This window comes from Neisseria sp. CCUG12390 (assembly GCF_047837985.1).
Lineage (GTDB): Bacteria > Pseudomonadota > Gammaproteobacteria > Burkholderiales > Neisseriaceae > Neisseria.
Window position 1 is genome coordinate 2265562 of sequence record NZ_CP181244.1, and the last position, 18132, is coordinate 2283693.

Genomic DNA, 18132 nt, shown 5'->3' on the forward strand with positions numbered 1-18132 from the left:
GATCAAATAGGCCGTCTGAATATTTGCATCAAAAGAAATGATGATTAAGGGATTAAAAATTATCTCTCAAGAATTTTTGGAAGCGGGCCCACAGGCTGAGTTTTTCCCCGTCATTGCTGTGAAGCTGAACAGCACCGGTAACCGGCATACCGTCTTCTTCACCGCGAGCAGCCTGTAGCAGACCGATGGCAGTAGAATAACGCGGGTTGCGGATACGCTCGGATACGCCGCCCATTTCCTGAGGCACTCCGATACGCGCAGGCAGATTGAAAATTTCTTCCGTCAATTCGACAATCCCGGTCAGCATAGAAGCTCCGCCGGTCAATACGATGCCTGAAGTAAGCACTTCCTCGGGAAAGCCTGAGCGGCGCAGTTCATTCAAGGTTAATTCTAAAATTTCTTCGACACGCGGCCCAATGACACTGGCCAAAACCCGGCGCGAAATTTGGCGCGGCAAACGGTCACCCACACTCGGCACTTCAACCATTTCATCCAAACCGTCCATGCTCGGAATCGCTACGCCATAATGGATTTTGATATATTCAGCAGCACTATGCGGCGTACGCAAAGCTTGTGCCAAATCTTTGGTAATCAAATCGCCTGCCACAGGAATCACGGCGGTGTGGCGTATGGCACCGTTGGTATAAACTGCGATATCGGTCGTACCGCCGCCGATGTCGATGACACATACGCCCAAATCTTTTTCATCCTCCGTCAATACGGCTTGGCCGCTGGCCAAAGGTTGCAGCATAATCTGATCCATCTGCAAATCGCAACGCTGGATGCATTTTTGGATGTTCTGCAACGCGGTATTGGCACCGGTAATAATATGCACACGCGTATCCAAGCGGACACCGCTCATACCGATCGGCTCTTTCACACCCGGCTGATTGTCGATGATGTATTCCTGTACAACGGTATGCAGAATATTGTGATCAGGAGGAATATTGATGGCTTTGGCGGTTTCGATGGCACGGTCGATGTCGGCCTGACTCACTTCGCCGTCTTTGATTTTGACTACGCCTTGCGAATTCAAGCTGCGGATGTGATTCCCTGCGATACCTGTGGTGACATGGGAAATTTTAGTATCCGCCATCAATTCCGCTTCGTTGACTGCCTGTTTGATGGCTTGTGCAGTCGCATCGATATTGGTAACCATACCGGCCTTCAAACCGCGGGACGGTGCCTGACCCAAACCGACGATATGGATTTCATTGTCTTCCTGCACTTCCCCGATGAGTGCAATCACTTTTGATGTGCCAATATCTAATGCACTGATATATTTACCTTGTTCCATAACTTCCCATTCATTTCATTTAATGTTGTATTTTTTCTGAGCCGAAATCATTCAGACGGCTCTTCCAAAGATTGGTTATACCGCACCGAAAACCCGTCTTTATAGCGCATATCGACATACGACAGGCGGTTTTGGTGTTTTTGCAGCAGGCTTGGCCAAATTTCGGCAAAAACCTGCAGGCGTTTGATTTCGTGCTCACGTCCCAAGCGCACGGTGATGCCGTTATCCAATACGACAGACCATGCCGAACGCGGTGTGTAAATCAGTTCTTTCATTTTCAGATCACGCACACCAAGAATCTCAGTAAATTCGTTGTAGTGTCTGACCATGTCTTTACCTGTGCCCGGTTGGCCTTCGAAAACCGGCAGGTTTTGATCAACCGTGGCTTGGAAAACATTACCTTTGCTGTCGACCAAGCCCCCATCTTTCCATTTTGCGACGGCAATCCGCTCGGTTAAACGGATTTCTACTTTATCCGGCAGACGGCGGCTTACCAAAGCCGAATCTACCCACGGTAATTTTTGAAACGCTTCTTGTGCGGCATTCATATCGGCACGGAAAATATTGCCGCTGAGGTGCTTCTGTGCAATCGTTTGCAGCTCTTTCCCGTCGACATGATGAAGTTTGCCTTCAATAGCGACCTCTTTGACGGGAAAGTGATTGGAATGGTACACCCATGCCGCACCCGTTCCGACAAACAACAGCGCCACGACCAAAAACAACCATCTCGTTAATCGCCCCAAGGCGCCGGCATCATCCCACATGAGCAGTTTTCAAAATTTCAAGACATAAATCGGCAAAATCCAAGCCGGTCTGGGCGGCGGATTTCGGTACCAAACTGTGCCCCGTCATACCCGGGAGTGTATTGATCTCCAAAAGATACAGCTTACCGTCGGAATCTTTCAAAAAGTCCACCCGAACACAACCTTCCGCACCGATGGCTTGCGCGCTGCGTACGGCCAATTCGCGCATCAGATTTTCATCATTTTCGCTTAAATCGGACGGGCACTGGTAAACCGTATCGTCCCGTTTGTATTTGGCTTCCCAATCATAAAACTCGGTTTGGGGAATGATGCGGATGCTCGGCAGCGCACGACTGCCCAACACCGGGCAGGAATACTCACCGCCGCCGATAAAACGTTCGGCAATAATCTCGCCCTGCAAATGCTTCAATTCTCCGTAAACGGTTTTCAGACGGCCTGCTTCTTTAACTTTAACGACACCGACGCTGCTTCCTTCCGCAGCAGGTTTCACAAACATCGGCAGACCCAATTTTTTCTCAACCGCATCAAAATCGCTGTCGTCACGCAATACGGCAAATTCCGGCACGGGCAAGCCCAACGCCTGCCAAATCAGTTTGCACCGGTATTTGTCCATACCGATGGCTGAAGCGGCGACACCGCTGCCGGTATAGGGGATACCCATTAATTCCAGCGCACCTTGAATTGCGCCGTCTTCGCCGTATGTGCCGTGTAAAATATTGAAGGCCGTCTGAAAACCTTGGGTTTTCAATTCGTCCAACGGGGTTTCTTTAGGATCGAACGGATGGGCATCGACACCCTTGTTCTGCAATGCCGCCACAATCGCTGCACCGCTTTCCAATGAGACTTCGCGTTCGGTCGAAAAACCGCCCATCAACACGGCCACTTTGCCAAAATTCTGCATACTGTGTTTATTCTTTCTACTTTTTTTCAGACGGCCTCTTTTTCAGACGGCCTTTCCCTATCATTGTTTTGCCGCATCCACCATAGCCTGCGGTACTTTGTTGATGCTTCCCGCTCCCATGGTCAGCACCACATCACCATCCTGCAGCACGTCAAGCAGCATTTGCGGCAATTCGGCCACGTTTTCGCAATAAATCGGTTCCAATTTGCCCAAAACCCGGATGGCCCGCGCCAACGCACGCGAATCGGCTGCCGCAATCGGCTCCTCACCGGCTGCATACACTTCGGTCAACACCAGCGCATCGACGGTATTCAGTACTTTAGTGAAATCCTCGAACAAATCCCGGGTGCGGGTATATCGGTGCGGCTGAAAAGCCAATACCAAACGTTTGTCAGGGTATGCACCGCGCGCTGCGGATACGGTGGCGGCCATTTCCACAGGATGGTGGCCGTAATCGTCAACCAGCAAGGCTTTCCCACCTTTGGGCAATGCGATTTCGCCGTATTTCTGGAAACGGCGGCCCACACCGGCAAAGCCGAGCAGGCCTTTCTTGATGGCCTCCACCGAAGCGCCGACTTCCAAGGCGACGCCGATGGCTGCCAAAGCATTCAATACGTTGTGCCGCCCAGGCATGTTCAGCACCACTTCAAACGGCTCTTGTTCGTGGCCTTTCATGTTCACGTGCACGGTAAATTTCATTTGCGCACCCATGCTTTGAATATCGGCGGCGTAAATATCAGCGGTATCATCCAAGCCGTAAGTGGCGAAAGGTTTGCTCACCTTCGGTACAATCGCCCGCACATATTCGCTGTCGATGCACAAAAACGCTTTACCGTAAAACGGCATACGGTGGATAAAATCGATGAATGCCTGGTGCAGTTTCTCTACGCTGTGACCATAAGTATCCATATGGTCTTCGTCAATATTGGTCACCACCGACATAATCGGCGTCAAATGCAGAAACGATGCGTCTGATTCATCGGCTTCCGCTACGATGTATTCGCCCTGCCCCAAGCGCGCATTCGAACCGGCGGCGGTAAGTTTGCCGCCGATGACGAAGGTCGGATCCAAGCCGGCAGCCGCCAGAATGGAGGCCGTCAGGCTGGTGGTCGTGGTTTTGCCGTGCGTACCGGCAATGGCGATGCCGTCGCGGAAACGCATCAGCTCCGCCAGCATCAATGCGCGCGGAATCACGGGGATATGCTGCTCATTGGCCGCCACCACTTCGGGATTATCGGCCTTCACGGCGGAAGAAATCACGACAACGTCCGCACCGTTGACATGTTCGGCGGTATGGCCGGGATACACTTGGATGCCCAACCCGGACAAATGCTCGGTCGTGGCGTTTTTCGACTGGTCGGAACCGGAAACCTTAAAACCCAAATTATGCAAAACTTCGGCAATGCCGCTCATTCCGACGCCGCCGATGCCGACAAAGTGAATATTGGTTACTCGATTTTTCATCATGATTGTGTTCCGAAGTCAGATTTTTGCTTGAAAGCGTTATTCTAAAGGGCTGCCGTGTTATGCGCCATTGTTTTATTGTAAAGGATGATTAACACAGAATCCGAGGCCGTCTGAAAACGCAACCGGTTTTTCAGACGGCCTTAAACGCAAGGCTCAGATTGAAGCATCAATAGCGGCGGCGGCCACATCGTCGGCACTGTGCGGCAGAGCCAAGGTTCGTGCCCGGCAAGCCCACTGCAGACATTGTCCGCGCGTCAGCCCGCTTAAGATTTCTGCCAATTTTTCCGGCGTCAGCTGAGGCTGCGGCAACAGCAGCCCGGCCTCTGCGTGCACCATAAAACGGGCGTTGGCGGTTTGGTGGTCATCCACCGCATGCGGGTAAGGCACCAACAATGCGCCCACACCGGCGGCAGTCAGTTCGGCAATCGTCAGCGCACCGGCGCGGCAGATGACCAAATCGGCATCGCGGTAAGCGGAAACCATATCGGTAATAAATTCGACGCATTCGGCTTCTACGCCCAAGGCATCATACTCCGCCTGCAGACCGCCCAATTTGTTGCGGCCGGATTGGTGATACATTTGCGGACGTTCGTTTTCGGGCAGCAAGGCCAATGCTTTCGGCAGGGTTTGGTTGAGAACATCCGCCCCCAAGCTGCCGCCCATGACCAGAATTTTCAGACGGCCTGTCCTTCCGGCAAAACGTTCTTCGGGAGAAGGCAGATTGGCAATGTCGGCACGGACGGGATTACCGACCAAACCGTTTTCGTGTTCAAACGCTTTCGGAAACGCATACAGCACGCGTTGCGCCCAGCGCGACAACTGGCGGTTGGACAAACCGGCCACGGCGTTTTGCTCGTGAATCACGATCGGCACACCGCACAGTTTGGCCGCCACACCGCCGGGAAACGTCACGAAACCGCCGAAACCGACCACGCAGGCCACGCGGTGTTTTTTAATGATGCGTTGCGCGGCGCGGATGGTTTTGAACAAGGTAAACGGCAGCATCAGCTTACGTTTCAGCCCGTTGCCGCGCACACCTTTAATCGCCAGCGTTTCCAGCAGAATGTCGTATTGCGGCACGATGCGCGTTTCCATCGCCCCTTCGCTGCCCAGCCAAATCACATGATGCCCCTGTGCGCGCAGCGAATCGGCCACGGCCAATGCGGGGAAAATATGGCCGCCGGTTCCGCCGGCCATCAGCATAAATGTCTTGCCGCCCATCCAATCTATCCTTCTATGTGGTAACCGCGCATTTTTTGGCGGTTTTCATAATCAATCCGCAACAACAACGTCATACAGATTAACATAACCAGCACCGCAGATCCGCCGTAAGACATCAACGGCAGGGTTAAGCCCTTGGTCGGTAAAATTCCGATGTTGACACCGATGTTGAAAAAACTCTGAATACCGAGCCAGATGCCGATGCCGTTGGCCACGTACGCGCTGAAAATCAAATCCAAGTCCCGTGCCTGCTTACCGATGGACAAAGCCCGCACCACCAGCCAGCCGTAGCAGAACACCAGCACGCACATGCCTAAAAAACCGAATTCTTCACCGATGACGGCAAAAATAAAGTCGGTATGCGCTTCGGGCAGGTAAAAACGTTTTTCCAAACTCGCCCCCAAGCCCACGCCCAGCCATTCCCCGCGTGCAATCGCCATCAAGGAATGGGTCAGCTGGTAGCCTTTACCCAAAGGATCTGCCCACGGGTCGAGAAAACCGGCAAAGCGTGCCATGCGGTAAGGCGCCGCCATAATCATCACACCACCCAACAACGCCACCGCACTGATCAGGACGATAAAATACCGCCAAGGGAATCCCGCCAAAAACAACATACCCAAGATGATGACCATAATCACCACAAACGAGCCGAAATCCGGTTGCAGCATAATCATCCCCAACCCCACGGCCAAGAGGATAGAAGGCTTAATCATGCGCTTCCAGTGCTGCAGCACTTCCGCCTTACGCGTAAACAGGCTGGCCAAATACAGCACCGCTGCCAGTTTGAACATCTCCGTCGGCTGAAGGTTCACCGGCCCGATGTGGATCCACCTTGTCGCACCGTTGATTTCGCGCCCCACCACCAATACCGCGGCCAATAAAATCAGGCACAAGACGAAATACCACGGCATGATTTTTTTCCAGAAATTCATGGTAAACAGCGAAACCGGCAGGCAGACCAAGATACTCAGCAGCACAAAAAGCGCCTGTTTGTACAAAAACGAATACTGGTCGCCCCCTTCTGCCGCCGCATAAGCAATCGAGGCCGAATAAATCATCAGCAGGCTGAAGGCCGTCATCAGGATAAGCATCCACAACAGCGACACATCGATTTTTTGACCGCTGCGTACAATCTGGCGGTCGAGGATTTTAGATAAGTTCATAATCGGACAATCATTACAGCATGGATAAAGTGTTCAGACGGCCTAACGCATGGAGGCCGTCTGAAAAAAATTACATTATTTTAAAGGCAATAGCCGGTTCGAACCGCTTTTGCAAAAGCCTACAAAGCCTTGAATGCCTCAACGAATACTTCCGCACGGTGGGCGTATCCTGTAAACATATCAAAGCTGGCGCACGCCGGACTGAGCAGCACCGCGTCGCCCGGTTCGGCTTGCGCATAGGCCGTCTGAACCGCCTGCTCCAAGGTCGCGCAATCGGTCATTTCTACCCCGCAGCCCGCCAAATCGCGACGGATAACCGGTGCGTCTTCGCCAATCAGCAACACGCCCTTGGCTTTGCCTGCCAACACGTTTTTCAGCGGCGAAAAATCCTGCCCTTTGCCCACGCCGCCCAGAATCACCCACAGCGGATTCTGCAGACCCGAAATCGCGGCGGCGGTTGCGCCGACATTCGTGCCTTTGCTGTCGTCGATAAAGACCACGCCGGTTTTCTCGCCGACTTTTTCCACGCGGTGCGGCAGGCCTTGGAAAGTCTTCACATGTTCCAGCAATGCTTTTCTCGGCAAACCGACGGCCTCGCACAAGGCGACGGCAGCCAAAACATTGGCCGCGTTGTGCAAACCCTGCAGCGGAATCTCGGATGCTGCCAGTAAATCATCGCTGCTATGTTTCAGACGGCCTGTTTCGCGTTCCAGCCAATAATCAGCCTCTTTCTCAATCGAAAACCACCGTACCGCACGGTCGGCACGCTTCATCGCCCGACAGAACACATCATCGGCATTCAACACCTGAACGCCTTCGCCGCGGAAAATCTTGTCTTTGGCGTGCGCATAGTCCAGCAAGTCGTCGTAGCGGTCGAGATGGTCTTCGGAAATATTCAGCACCGTCGCCGCCGTCGGCCGCAGGCTTTCGGTGTTTTCCAGTTGGAAGCTCGACAGCTCCAACACCCACACATCGGCTTTTCTGCCTTCGCGCTGCAACTCGGCTTCCAAAACCGGCGTGCCGATGTTGCCCGCAATCACGGTATCCAACCCGCATTTGATGCAGAGATAGCCGGCCAAACTGGTCACGGTGGTTTTGCCGTTGCTGCCGGTAATGGCGACAACCTTGTCGCCGCGCGCGTTCAACACGCCGGCCAAGATTTCGATGTCGCCCAACACACGGCCGCCGTTTTCTTTAAATCCGGCAATATCAGGCTGGCGTTCGCTGATGCCCGGGCTGATGGCCAGCGTATCGAAGCCTTCCGCCAACGCGTCTTTCAGACGGCCTGTATAAAATTTCAAACCGTCGAACATTTTGCCGATTTGCGCCACGCGCTCGGGCTTCAGCTCCGCATCGTAAGCCGCCACTTCAGCCCCTTCCCGACGCAGAAACGCAATCATCGAAATGCCCGAGCCGCCTAGACCGGCAACTAAGATTTTTTGGTTTTGCCAGTTCATTTTACCAATCCCCATCTACTTTTTCATTTGGTCTATTTGATGCTGTCTGCAAATCCAATTGGACTAAAAATCTCATCAATACCGTAGTTAGTTCTATCAGAAAAGCAACTTCAATGGCTTGAGAGCTGTCATTATGCTTAACATTATTATTTTGGTAATCTTTATATTTACCTATGACTGTAGAATAAAGATTTCTTATGGCCGCAGAAATACCATTATTTTCTAAAAATTGCCCTAAATCCTTAGTTTGATTCTCTAATGCCTTTTCATTGCCGAAAATTTCCTTCATTAAAACTTCTAACGAAAGTCTCAAATCATCCAACAAATTTCTTGAATAAATATTATGTTCTCTCTTTTGGAGAGCAGCCTGATAATGCTTCAAAACATTAGGATATTTATCTAACCAATGCTTAGTTTCTTGAATTATCTCATTAACAGCACCATCCCCTTCTGAAAGCTGGGAGTATCGGGATGACAACGTAACTGACAAATCTAGCACTTCGCTGTTATCAGTAAATTTCGGTTTAGCACATAGGTCTTTAATAATGGAAAATTGCTGAGAAGGCTCAAAAGCCCGTAAATTTTCGGCTAAAACCGTTGCTTTTTTTGGTTTTCCTTTATCTTTAGGAAAAGGATATACAGAGTAAGGTATTTTCTTATCGTAGCGAACAGCATATTCATTACAATATCGAACTATCTCCCCACCACTCAGACCATTGTCCGTATCACCTAAAATTCCTGCCGCGTAACTTATAAAAGAATCATCAATCATTTAATTCACATACCATTCTTTATTTTATTGTTTTGAAACCAGCCTATTAAAAAGCCTTACTCAATAAATTATTCCTTGTAAGGCAAATATAAATAATCCACCTCTCCCGATCGATACCATTTGAGACGGTAGGTTGACACCCTGTCCTGCTGATCCAAAGCCGCCTGAACGATAAAGCATTCAGACGGCTTGTTTTAATCAGCGGATTTTCAAGGTGCTCAATCCGACCAACACCAGCACAATCGTGATAATCCAAAAGCGCACCACGACCTGCGTTTCTTTCCACCCTTTTTGCTCATAATGGTGGTGAATCGGCGCCATCAGGAAAATGCGTTTTTTCGTGCGTTTGTACCAACCCACCTGCAACATCACCGAAACGGCTTCCACCACAAACAGACCGCCCATGATAAACAGCACGATTTCCTGACGCACAATCACGGCCACAGTACCGAGTGCCGCACCGAGTGCCAGCGCACCCACGTCGCCCATAAACACCTGCGCCGGATACGCATTGAACCACAAAAAGCCCAAACACGCGCCGCACATCGCCGCGCAGAAAATCACCACTTCGTTGGCACCGGCCACATAAGGCAGCTGCAGATAGCGCGCAAATTCGGAGTGGCCGCTGGCATAGGCAAAAACCGCCAAACCGCCGGCAACCAATACCACCGGAAACGCCGCCAAGCCGTCGAGACCGTCGGTGAGGTTCACCGCGTTAGACGTACCGACAATGACAAAATATGTCAGCACCACAAAGCCGACCCCGCCCAAAGGATAGGCGATTTGTTTGAAAAACGGCACGATGAACGCCGTACTGGAAGGCAGATCCGCCGCGTAAAACAGGAAAATACCGGCGAGCAGCGCAACGGTCGACTGCCACACCATCTTGAATCTGGCCGACACGCCGTTCGGATCTTTGTAAACCACCTTGCGCCAGTCGTCGTAAAAGCCCAGCGCACCCGTTGCCAGCAGCACCGCCAGCAGAATCCAGATATACGGGTTTGCCCAGTTTCCCCACAAAATGGTGGACACGGCAATGGCCGTCAGAATCAGCGAGCCGCCCATCGTCGGCGTACCGTTTTTCACCAAATGGGTTTGCGGCCCGTCGGTACGCACGGCCTGACCGACTTTCAGAGCCGTCAACTTGCGGATCGTCCACGGCCCCAACACCAGCGAAAACACCAGCGCGGTCAATGCCGCCATCACCGCACGGAACGTGGTGTATTGGAAAACGTTCAGCGCGGAAAACCAGTCGCTGAAATGGGCAAGCCATAAAAACATTACTACTTCCTTATTTCTTTTATTGTCAGCAGGATAACACCGCTACCCTGCAAGGTTGATTATTCAAGGCCGTCTGAAAATTTTTCAGACGGCATTTCAAAAAAGGATGATTTCCGTCGGACCGGAAATACTCCGCTCCTCAAATTTTCATCACCAGTCAAAATTTCCGAATCCTGCATTTCGACATTGCTTTCCACTTTGCCGGATACAGGTTCGGCTGTCCGAAATGTTCAGACGGCTTCAGCATTGACCAATGCTTCGACCACCTCCTCCATTTTCATAAAGCGCGAGCCTTTGACCAAAACATGCGCGTTTTCCGGCAAATCGTGGCGCATGACCTGAATCAGCGGATCTTTCGCCGCAAACCACAAGCCGTCCGCACCAAACGCTTCCGCCGCTTCTACGCTGTCGTCGCCGACGAAATAGGCCAGCTCGATGCCTTTGTCACGGGCATACGCACCGACCTCGGCATGCATGGCGGCGGCTTCGTCTTCGCCGAGTTCGCCCATATCGCCCATCACGAACACGCGCGGCGCAGGCAAAGCGGCCAATACGTCAACCGCCGCTTTCATGCTGTCGGGATTGGCGTTGTAGGTATCGTCAATCACCGTCGCGCCTTTGATGCCCTGTTTGATTTGCAGACGGCCTTTGATGTTGCTGAAGTTTTTCAGGCCGTCTGAAATCTGTTGCAGACTCAAACCGGCAGCCTGCGCCAAAGCCGCGGCGGCGCAGGCATTGGCGACATTGTGGCGGCCGGGAACAGGCAGCACCACCGCCGCGCGTTCGCCGCCGCACACCAAATCAAATTCGCACGACAGCGGCTTCAATACGATATTTTCAGCATGGACATCACCGGTTTCCGCACCGAAAGTCTGCGTTTTCAGACGGCCTGCCGCGGCCTTGAACGTCTCAACATTCGCGTCTTCGCACGGAATCAGGGCAAGGCCGTCTGAAGACAGGCCTTCGTAAATCTCACTTTTGGCTTTGGCAATGTCGCCCACACCGTCGAAGCCGCAACCGACGTGCGCACGCAGGGCATTGTTCACCAGCGCGGCATCAGGCTGCGCGATTCGGGTCAAAACCGATAATTCGCCGAAATGGTTCATGCCCATTTCAATCACGGCATAGCGGTGGTTTGCGTTGAGTTTCAGCAAAGTCAGCGGCAGGCCGATGTGGTTGTTGAAATTGCCTGCGGTCGCCAGCACGGCTTCATCGCCGAAACGGTGGCGCAACACGCCGGCCAGCATTTCTTTCACGGTCGTTTTGCCGCTGGAACCGGTAATGCCGAACACAAACGGATTCACATTGTCGCGCCACGCTTTTGCCAAGGTTTGCAGGGCTTCCAGCGTATCGCCCACTTTCAGCGCACCTTTCAAAGCCGCGCAATCTTCACGCGAAACCACCGCCGCCGCCGCACCGCGTTCCAAAACGTCCGACGCGAAATCATGCGCATCAAACCGCTCGCCCGAGAGTGCAAAAAACACATCGCCGCTTTGAATATCGCGGCTGTCGGTAACAATGCGCGTTACCGCTTGGTTTTCAGACGGCATGGGCAGGTTCAGGGCTTGGCAGATGAAGTTTAGGTCTAGTGGTTGCATTTTGGGTTCGTGTTTCTTCCAACAATGATGATGTTTCCGATGATGTTTCCGAAATTTAACGGTTTGCATACGATTATGCGGCTGTGGCCGCTCATCATACCTACTTATTCTGATCAATCAACGGATACGGGTTAACCGCACCGCTTGGCAGATAAACGCCGTAATGCAGGTGCGGCGGTGTGCCTTTGGCGTTGCCCGTGTCGCCGACATAACCGATGGTTTGGCCTGCTTTCACGCGTTCGTGTAATTTCAGGCCTGCAAATTTGTTGAGATGGGCGTAATAGTGCCATGCGCCCGGGCCTTGGATGCCGATGATTTTGCCGCCGAGCCGATTTCTGCCGATTTTAGTGACGATGCCGTCGGTGGTGCTGCGGATTTTGGTGTTTTTCTTGGCGAAAATATCGACGCCTTCGTGTCTGCGCCCGCCGCTGCGTGCGGCATTCCATGTATCGCTGAAGCTGTGGTCTTTGACAGGATTGATCAGGCTTTGTTCGGCCGGCGGCATTTGTGCGCGCAGGGCGGCGATTTCGGCATTGGGGCGCGGCAGTTTGCCTGTGCCGCAGGCGGCGAGCAGCAGGACTGCTGCCATTAATAATAAGGTTTGCGGTTTCAGAAACATAAATCTTCCTGTCGGCTTTCAGACGGCCTGTTCGACAACCAAGTCCGTCTGAAATCAGCCTTGTACTTTTTCTGCTTTCAAAATGACCTGATATTGTTCCATCGCGGCGCGGAATGCTTCATCGGCCGTTTCGACTTGGTCGGTTTGGAACGCATTTTCGGCACGACGGAAGTGTTCTTCGCCGACCTTCCATTGCTCAGGATGCTTTTTAGAATATTTTTTTGCGTAAGTGCGGTTGTTCATAACCAGATGGCGCAATCCGAATAGGGTATATTGCGGATTGACGCTGTGGCTGGTTTTGGTGAACTTGAATACTTCGCCGTTGCCGGCCTCTGCTTGCGCGGCGGGTTTGTCGGCCGTTTGGCCGCCGCATGCACCCAAGGCCAACAAAGCGGCCAAATATAAACCTGTCGTGATTTTCATCTGTTCCAACCTTTCTTTATCCACGCTTGTCCAGCGCGTTTTCCGCAATTTCAAAATCGGAAAAATGATGTTTCACGCCTTGAACGTCTTGGTAGGTTTCATGCCCTTTGCCGGCAATCAGGATAATGTCGTTCGCGACGGCATGTGCTACGGCGTATTCGATGGCGGCTTGGCGGTCGGCTTCGACTTTTTCGGGATGGGTTACCGCGGGCAGAATGTCGTTGATGATGTCTTGCGGATTTTCCATGCGCGGGTTGTCGCTGGTTACGACGACTTTATCCGCACCGGCCGCGGCAGCCGCACCCATCAGCGGGCGTTTGCCGCGGTCGCGGTTGCCGCCGCAGCCGAATACGCACCAAAGGTTTGCAGCTTGCGGCTTGATTTCCTGCAAGGTGGCAAGTGCTTTTTCCAGCGCATCGGGCGTGTGGGCGTAATCGACAACGACCAAAGGTTTGCCGCTGTTCATGATGCAGTCCATGCGGCCGGTAGCCGGACGGATTTGTGCCAATACGTTCAACACTTTATCCAGCGGATAACCGTTGGCGCAAAGTACGCCGACACAGGCCGCAAGGTTTTGCGCATTGAAACGACCGAGTAAACGGCTTTTGCATTCGCCTTTGCCCCACGGGGTATCGAAAACCACGCTCATGCCGTCTGAAGACGCTTGGAAAGCGGCGATTTTGATGTCGGCTTGTTCGCTGAAACCGTAGCCGTATACCTGCAATTCGGGACATTCGGTTTTCAGACGGCCTGCGAGTGCCTCTCCATATCCGTCGTCCACGTTGATCACGGCATGTTGCAAGCCCTGCCAGTAAAACAGACGCGCTTTGATTTCGCCGTAGGCTTCCATCGTACCGTGATAATCAAGATGGTCGCGCGTCAGGTTGGTGAATACGGCCGTCTGAAACGGTACGCCGTTGACGCGGAATTGGTCGAGGCCGTGGCTGGATACTTCCATCGCAACTGCTTTTGCACCCTGGTTTTTAAAGCGGTGCAGTAAGGTTTGTACGGTCACGGGGTCGGGCGTAGTGTGGGTGGCTTCTTCAAGCCTGCCCCAAAAACCGTTGCCCACCGTACCGATGACGGCGCAGGGTTCACCCAACAAATCAGCGGCTTGGGCCAACCACTGGGTGATAGAGGTTTTGCCGTTGGTACCGGTTACGCCCCACACTCTGAGGCCGTCTGAAACATTGCCGTACACTTCGGCAGCCAAAATACCGGCACGGTGTTTCAAGTCTTTGATGCCCTGATTCGGCACGTTCCACTCGGCATTCCATTGGAATTTACCGTCGTCGTCCCAAAACACAAAAGCCGCTCCGTTGGCAATGGCTGCAGGGATATAGCTTCGGCCGTCTGTATATTCGCCTTGGCAGGCAATGAAAATATCGCCGGCTTTGATTTGACGGCTGTCTGAATGCAACAAACGCCCTGCTGCGTTTTCACACAGCAGAGCAGGTAAGTCGGTTTCAGCCAATGGAACTAACTTGCTGAACATAATTTTCTCTTTTATGGCTTGAAATTTAGGAGGCTTTTGCTTTCTGCTTCAATTCCGTCAAAGGTTTGGTTGGTGATACGCCTAAAATATTCAGGCTGCCTCCCATCACTTCCTTAAAGACAGGCCCTGCAACCACACCGCCGTAATAGCCGTTTTTGGTCGGTTCATCGACGGTTACCGCCACAATCACACGCGGATTCTTGGCCGGGGCAAAGCCGATAAAGGTAGCAACGTGCTTATTATCGACATAACGGCCGCCGACCAGCTTGCGCGCTGTACCGGTTTTGGCTCCGACATCGAAACCGTCCACCGCACCGGCCGTACCCGTACCGCCCTGCTCGGTTACCGATACCATCATATCGCGAACCTTACGCGCGGTCTCGGCTTTCATCACGCGTTTGCCTTTAGGCGCAACCGCCTGTTTTTCAAAGCTGACCGGCAGCAAAATACCGTCGTGCGTCAAGGTGGTGTAAGCACGCGCCAATTGCAGCAGGCTCAATTGCAAACCGTAGCCGAAAGACATGGTGGCCTGCTCAATCGGCTGCCATCTGCGCCAACTGCGCAACAAGCCGGCCGTCTCACCCGGAAAACCCGAATGCATACGCACACCCACGCCTAAATCATGATAAAAATCATACATTTCTTTAGGCTGAAACATGGCCGACAGTTTGCTCGTGCCGACGTTGGAAGATTTCTGCATGATGCCGCGCACATCCAATCTAGGATAAACATGGGTATCGCGCACGGTGGCATTACCGATTTTATACGGCATGGTGTTGAACACTTCATCCGCATCAACCTTGCCGGAATCCAAGGCCTTGGCAATGGTAAACGGCTTCATGGTCGAACCCGGCTCGATCATATCGGTTACAGCCCTATTGCGACGCTGCTCGCTGTTTGCCTTGCCTGGAACATTCGGATCATAGGCAGGACTGTTGACCAATGCCAAAATCTCACCGGTCTGCGCATCCAAAACCACCACCGTACCTGCTTTGGCTTGGTGATGCGCAACGGCTTTGTTCAATTCTTCATAAGCCAAAGTCTGAATGCGTTGGTCAAGGGAGAGCACCATATCATTGCCGTTTTTAGGTTCGCTGTTGCGCGGAGAATCCAAGCTGTCGACGATATTGCCTTTATTGTCGCGCAATACCACTTTAGCCCCGTCCTCACCGCGCAAACTGTCTTCACGCGACAATTCCAAGCCTTCCTGACCTTTGCCGTCGATATTGGTAAAGCCGATCACATGGGCAAACAGATTACCCATCGGATAATGGCGTTTCAATTCTTTTTGAAAACCCAAACCTTTAATACCCAATGCGGTAATAGTGTCGGCTGTTTCCTGGCTCAACTGGCGTTTTAAATAAACGAAATCACGATCCTTCCGACTCAAACGCTCTTCAATCGTTTCGACCGGCATACCCAAAATCGCTGACAATTGCGCCATTTGTTCGGCAGTCGGCATTTCATCCATACCCGAAGGCATCGCATATAGAGATTCGGTCGGCGCGCTCAAAGCCAAAGTTGCTCCGTTACGGTCGGTAATCATGCCACGCGAAGCCGGCAGGCTCAAAGTACGCACAAAACGCTGGTCGCCCTGACTTTTCAAAAATGCGTGCTGGCTCGTCTGCAAATAAAAACCGCGCCCCAACAGAACGGCAAAAGCAATCGCAATCAGGCTTAAAACCAAGTAAATACGCCCATCACTGGTGATGGGTTTCTTGATTTTCACCGGCTTTTGAATCATTTGCGGTTTATATTCGTTTTTAATCAACATGTTAAACTTCTCATATTTAATACTTGTGCGCACACGGCGCATCACCGTTTCCCTGAATTTATTTTATTTCATGTCGGCAATTTAACGTTCCCGCCTCTCCACCATGACCGTATTACCGGAAGCAGGAGGCTGGAGGTTTTGCTTTTCGGCAGCGACTTTAATCAATTTATGATTGGCCAAACGCGCCTGCTCAAGCTTCAAGCGGGCATAATCCTGCTCAAGTTTGATTTGCTGTTTTTGCGCTTTGTCCAAAGCGATAAAATGCTGCCTTGATTTATCCTGTATCGTCACGACCGCCATTCCCGTGAGAAAAACAGCAACTAATAAAATAGTGTTTAATTTATTCATCTCGTCTCAGACAGTCTATTTTTCAGACGGCCTTATGAACCGTATATTGATTATGATGCAGTAAAACTGCCGCCGGTACGTTCGGCCACCCTTAACACGGCACTTCGTGCACGAGGATTAGCCGATATTTCCGTTTCGCCCGGCTTGATGGCTTTACCTACCAAAACCAAAGGCGGCTTCGGCAAATCGGATTCTTTTACTGCGGCCCAACGCGGCAGCGGCGCATGTTGGGAATATTTTTTCATAAACTGCTTTACAATCCGATCTTCCAGCGAATGAAAGGCTATTACCGCCAACCTGCCTCCTTCGTTCAGACGGCCTGCCACCTGCGGCAATACGGCTTCTACTTCTTCGAGCTCACGGTTAATAAAGATGCGAACTGCCTGGAAGGTACGCGTCGCCGGGTCTTGTCCGCGCTCACGAGTACGGACGTTTTGCGCCACAAGCTGCGCCAACTTGCGGGTTGTATCGATGGGCGTTTCCTCACGCGCTGCAACAATGGCGCGCGCAATCTGGCGACTAAACCGCTCTTCACCATAATTTTTAATCACCTCATGTAAATCTTGTTCGCTTGCTACCGCCAGCCATTCCGCCGCCGACATGCCTCGGGTCGGATCCATCCTCATATCCAAAGGTGCGTCAAAACGGAAACTGAAGCCACGGCTCCCCTCGTCGATTTGCGGCGAAGAAATACCCAAATCAAACAGAGCACCGTCAATCTTTTCAATGCCCAATTTATCCAAGGCCGTCTGAAAAGTAGCAAAACCGTCATGCACCACGCTTACCCGCTTATCTTGCCCGGCCAAGGCCTTGGCAACCTCAATGGCCTGGGGATCCTTGTCAAATACGATCAGACGGCCTGCCGCACCCAGTTTCGATAAAATCAGGCGGGAGTGCCCTCCCCTACCGAATGTGCCGTCGACGTAAATACCGTTTTCACGGACATTCAAGCCATCGACAGCTTCATGCAGCAAAACGGTGACATGTTGATAATTTCCAGCCTGGCTCACAATTGCAAATCCGTTTGGCTCAATTGGAAGGACAGCTCGTCAGGATCAATATCCAAAGCCTGCTCCATTTCGGCTTCCCACTGTTGGCGGCCCCACAATTCCAAACGGTTGGCACGACCCACCAAAGTCACTTCCTTATCGAAATCGACACGCTTGCGCAAATTGGCAGAAATCAGAATACGGCCTGATCCGTCCCATTCCAAAGTTTCCGCATTGTGCAACAGCAAATTTTGATAACGCTGCAAAACGGGATTCCCTGCCACTTTCATACCCAGCAATTGCGCCGAAACACGCGCCCATTCCGCTTCCGGATAGAGCAGCAGCTTTTGGCGGGAATCCAGCGTCACCACCAGCGACGGCGTGTATTGGCGCGACAAAAGGTCGCGGAATTTAGCCGGAATGGCCAACCGCCCTTTATTGTCTATGCTCAATTCATGAGAACCGCCAAACACGTTTCCGCCCTTTCGCTGATTGATAAAATTTTGGGTAATCCTGACACTTTCGCCCACCTTACCCCACTAGGCTACACTATAAGAAATTTT

17 protein-coding genes are annotated in these 18132 nt (G+C 52.1%); all 17 read right to left on the minus strand.

All coding sequences use genetic code 11. From position 1 onward, the window contains the following. Positions 1 to 52 precede the first annotated feature (52 nt). Complete coding sequence (gene ftsA, locus ACM67E_RS10465; RefSeq protein ID WP_416191380.1) at positions 53 to 1297, minus strand: cell division protein FtsA; 1245 nt, start codon at positions 1295 to 1297, stop codon at positions 53 to 55. Positions 1298 to 1344: 47 nt separating this feature from the next. After that, positions 1345 to 2061, minus strand: a complete 717-nt coding sequence (locus ACM67E_RS10470) for a cell division protein FtsQ/DivIB (protein ID WP_416191381.1) — start codon at positions 2059 to 2061, stop codon at positions 1345 to 1347. Beyond that, the gene (locus tag ACM67E_RS10475) at positions 2051 to 2962 is read right to left on the minus strand and encodes a D-alanine--D-alanine ligase (RefSeq protein WP_416191382.1); all 912 of its coding nucleotides are present in this window, start codon (positions 2960 to 2962) and stop codon (positions 2051 to 2053) included. Before ACM67E_RS10475 ends, ACM67E_RS10470 begins: the two co-directional genes overlap by 11 nt. 60 nt (positions 2963 to 3022) lie before the next feature. Then, entirely contained in the window at positions 3023 to 4429 is a 1407-nt protein-coding gene (gene murC / locus ACM67E_RS10480) for a UDP-N-acetylmuramate--L-alanine ligase (protein ID WP_416191383.1), read from the minus strand. Positions 4430 to 4582: 153 nt separating this feature from the next. Then, positions 4583 to 5650 carry an undecaprenyldiphospho-muramoylpentapeptide beta-N-acetylglucosaminyltransferase gene (gene murG, locus ACM67E_RS10485; protein ID WP_416191384.1) on the minus strand — a complete coding sequence of 356 codons (1068 nt, stop codon included), beginning with the start codon at positions 5648 to 5650 and terminating at the stop codon, positions 4583 to 4585. A 5-nt stretch (positions 5651 to 5655) separates the two neighbouring features. Continuing rightward, positions 5656 to 6813, minus strand: coding sequence for a putative lipid II flippase FtsW (ftsW, locus tag ACM67E_RS10490; protein ID WP_416191385.1), 1158 nt, complete (start codon positions 6811 to 6813; stop codon positions 5656 to 5658). Between the two features lie 119 nt (positions 6814 to 6932). Beyond that, the gene (gene murD / locus ACM67E_RS10495) at positions 6933 to 8270 is read right to left on the minus strand and encodes a UDP-N-acetylmuramoyl-L-alanine--D-glutamate ligase (protein ID WP_416192778.1); all 1338 of its coding nucleotides are present in this window, start codon (positions 8268 to 8270) and stop codon (positions 6933 to 6935) included. Between the two features lies 1 nt (position 8271). Continuing rightward, complete coding sequence (locus tag ACM67E_RS10500; protein WP_416191386.1) at positions 8272 to 9042, minus strand: hypothetical protein; 771 nt, start codon at positions 9040 to 9042, stop codon at positions 8272 to 8274. Between the two features lie 198 nt (positions 9043 to 9240). Further along, complete coding sequence (gene mraY, locus ACM67E_RS10505) at positions 9241 to 10323, minus strand: phospho-N-acetylmuramoyl-pentapeptide-transferase (RefSeq protein ID WP_416191387.1); 1083 nt, start codon at positions 10321 to 10323, stop codon at positions 9241 to 9243. Between the two features lie 230 nt (positions 10324 to 10553). After that, positions 10554 to 11921, minus strand: a complete 1368-nt coding sequence (locus tag ACM67E_RS10510; RefSeq protein WP_416191388.1) for a UDP-N-acetylmuramoyl-tripeptide--D-alanyl-D-alanine ligase — start codon at positions 11919 to 11921, stop codon at positions 10554 to 10556. Between the two features lie 100 nt (positions 11922 to 12021). Continuing rightward, positions 12022 to 12540: a M23 family metallopeptidase gene (locus tag ACM67E_RS10515; protein ID WP_416191389.1), complete on the minus strand. Its 519-nt coding sequence runs from the start codon at positions 12538 to 12540 to the stop codon at positions 12022 to 12024. A 54-nt stretch (positions 12541 to 12594) separates the two neighbouring features. Then, a complete protein-coding gene (locus tag ACM67E_RS10520; RefSeq protein WP_416191390.1) occupies positions 12595 to 12963 on the minus strand; it encodes a hypothetical protein in 369 nt (122 codons plus the stop codon). 16 nt (positions 12964 to 12979) lie between these two features. Beyond that, positions 12980 to 14458, minus strand: coding sequence for a UDP-N-acetylmuramoyl-L-alanyl-D-glutamate--2,6-diaminopimelate ligase (locus ACM67E_RS10525; protein ID WP_416191391.1), 1479 nt, complete (start codon positions 14456 to 14458; stop codon positions 12980 to 12982). 25 nt (positions 14459 to 14483) lie between these two features. Continuing rightward, complete coding sequence (locus ACM67E_RS10530) at positions 14484 to 16232, minus strand: peptidoglycan D,D-transpeptidase FtsI family protein (protein ID WP_416191392.1); 1749 nt, start codon at positions 16230 to 16232, stop codon at positions 14484 to 14486. 81 nt (positions 16233 to 16313) lie between these two features. Beyond that, on the minus strand, positions 16314 to 16580 hold the full coding sequence (gene ftsL, locus ACM67E_RS10535; protein ID WP_416191393.1) for a cell division protein FtsL: 267 nt from the start codon (positions 16578 to 16580) through the stop codon (positions 16314 to 16316). Between the two features lie 50 nt (positions 16581 to 16630). After that, on the minus strand, positions 16631 to 17590 hold the full coding sequence (gene rsmH / locus ACM67E_RS10540; RefSeq protein ID WP_416191394.1) for a 16S rRNA (cytosine(1402)-N(4))-methyltransferase RsmH: 960 nt from the start codon (positions 17588 to 17590) through the stop codon (positions 16631 to 16633). Next, the gene (mraZ, locus tag ACM67E_RS10545; protein WP_416191395.1) at positions 17587 to 18042 is read right to left on the minus strand and encodes a division/cell wall cluster transcriptional repressor MraZ; all 456 of its coding nucleotides are present in this window, start codon (positions 18040 to 18042) and stop codon (positions 17587 to 17589) included. Before mraZ ends, rsmH begins: the two co-directional genes overlap by 4 nt. Positions 18043 to 18132 lie beyond the last annotated feature (90 nt).

Bases quoted from the DNA above. Each gene is read 5' to 3' on its own strand.
- ftsA (WP_416191380.1), bottom strand. From the start codon at position 1,297: ATGGAACAAGGTAAATATATCAGTGCATTAGATATTGGCACATCAAAA.
- ACM67E_RS10470 (WP_416191381.1), bottom strand. From the start codon at position 2,061: ATGTGGGATGATGCCGGCGCCTTGGGGCGATTAACGAGATGGTTGTTT.
- ACM67E_RS10475 (WP_416191382.1), bottom strand. From the start codon at position 2,962: ATGCAGAATTTTGGCAAAGTGGCCGTGTTGATGGGCGGTTTTTCGACC.
- murC (WP_416191383.1), bottom strand. From the start codon at position 4,429: ATGATGAAAAATCGAGTAACCAATATTCACTTTGTCGGCATCGGCGGC.
- murG (WP_416191384.1), bottom strand. From the start codon at position 5,650: ATGGGCGGCAAGACATTTATGCTGATGGCCGGCGGAACCGGCGGCCAT.
- ftsW (WP_416191385.1), bottom strand. From the start codon at position 6,813: ATGAACTTATCTAAAATCCTCGACCGCCAGATTGTACGCAGCGGTCAA.
- murD (WP_416192778.1), bottom strand. From the start codon at position 8,270: ATGAACTGGCAAAACCAAAAAATCTTAGTTGCCGGTCTAGGCGGCTCG.
- ACM67E_RS10500 (WP_416191386.1), bottom strand. From the start codon at position 9,042: ATGATTGATGATTCTTTTATAAGTTACGCGGCAGGAATTTTAGGTGAT.
- mraY (WP_416191387.1), bottom strand. From the start codon at position 10,323: ATGTTTTTATGGCTTGCCCATTTCAGCGACTGGTTTTCCGCGCTGAAC.
- ACM67E_RS10510 (WP_416191388.1), bottom strand. From the start codon at position 11,921: ATGCAACCACTAGACCTAAACTTCATCTGCCAAGCCCTGAACCTGCCC.
- ACM67E_RS10515 (WP_416191389.1), bottom strand. From the start codon at position 12,540: ATGTTTCTGAAACCGCAAACCTTATTATTAATGGCAGCAGTCCTGCTG.
- ACM67E_RS10520 (WP_416191390.1), bottom strand. From the start codon at position 12,963: ATGAAAATCACGACAGGTTTATATTTGGCCGCTTTGTTGGCCTTGGGT.
- ACM67E_RS10525 (WP_416191391.1), bottom strand. From the start codon at position 14,458: ATGTTCAGCAAGTTAGTTCCATTGGCTGAAACCGACTTACCTGCTCTG.
- ACM67E_RS10530 (WP_416191392.1), bottom strand. From the start codon at position 16,232: ATGTTGATTAAAAACGAATATAAACCGCAAATGATTCAAAAGCCGGTG.
- ftsL (WP_416191393.1), bottom strand. From the start codon at position 16,580: ATGAATAAATTAAACACTATTTTATTAGTTGCTGTTTTTCTCACGGGA.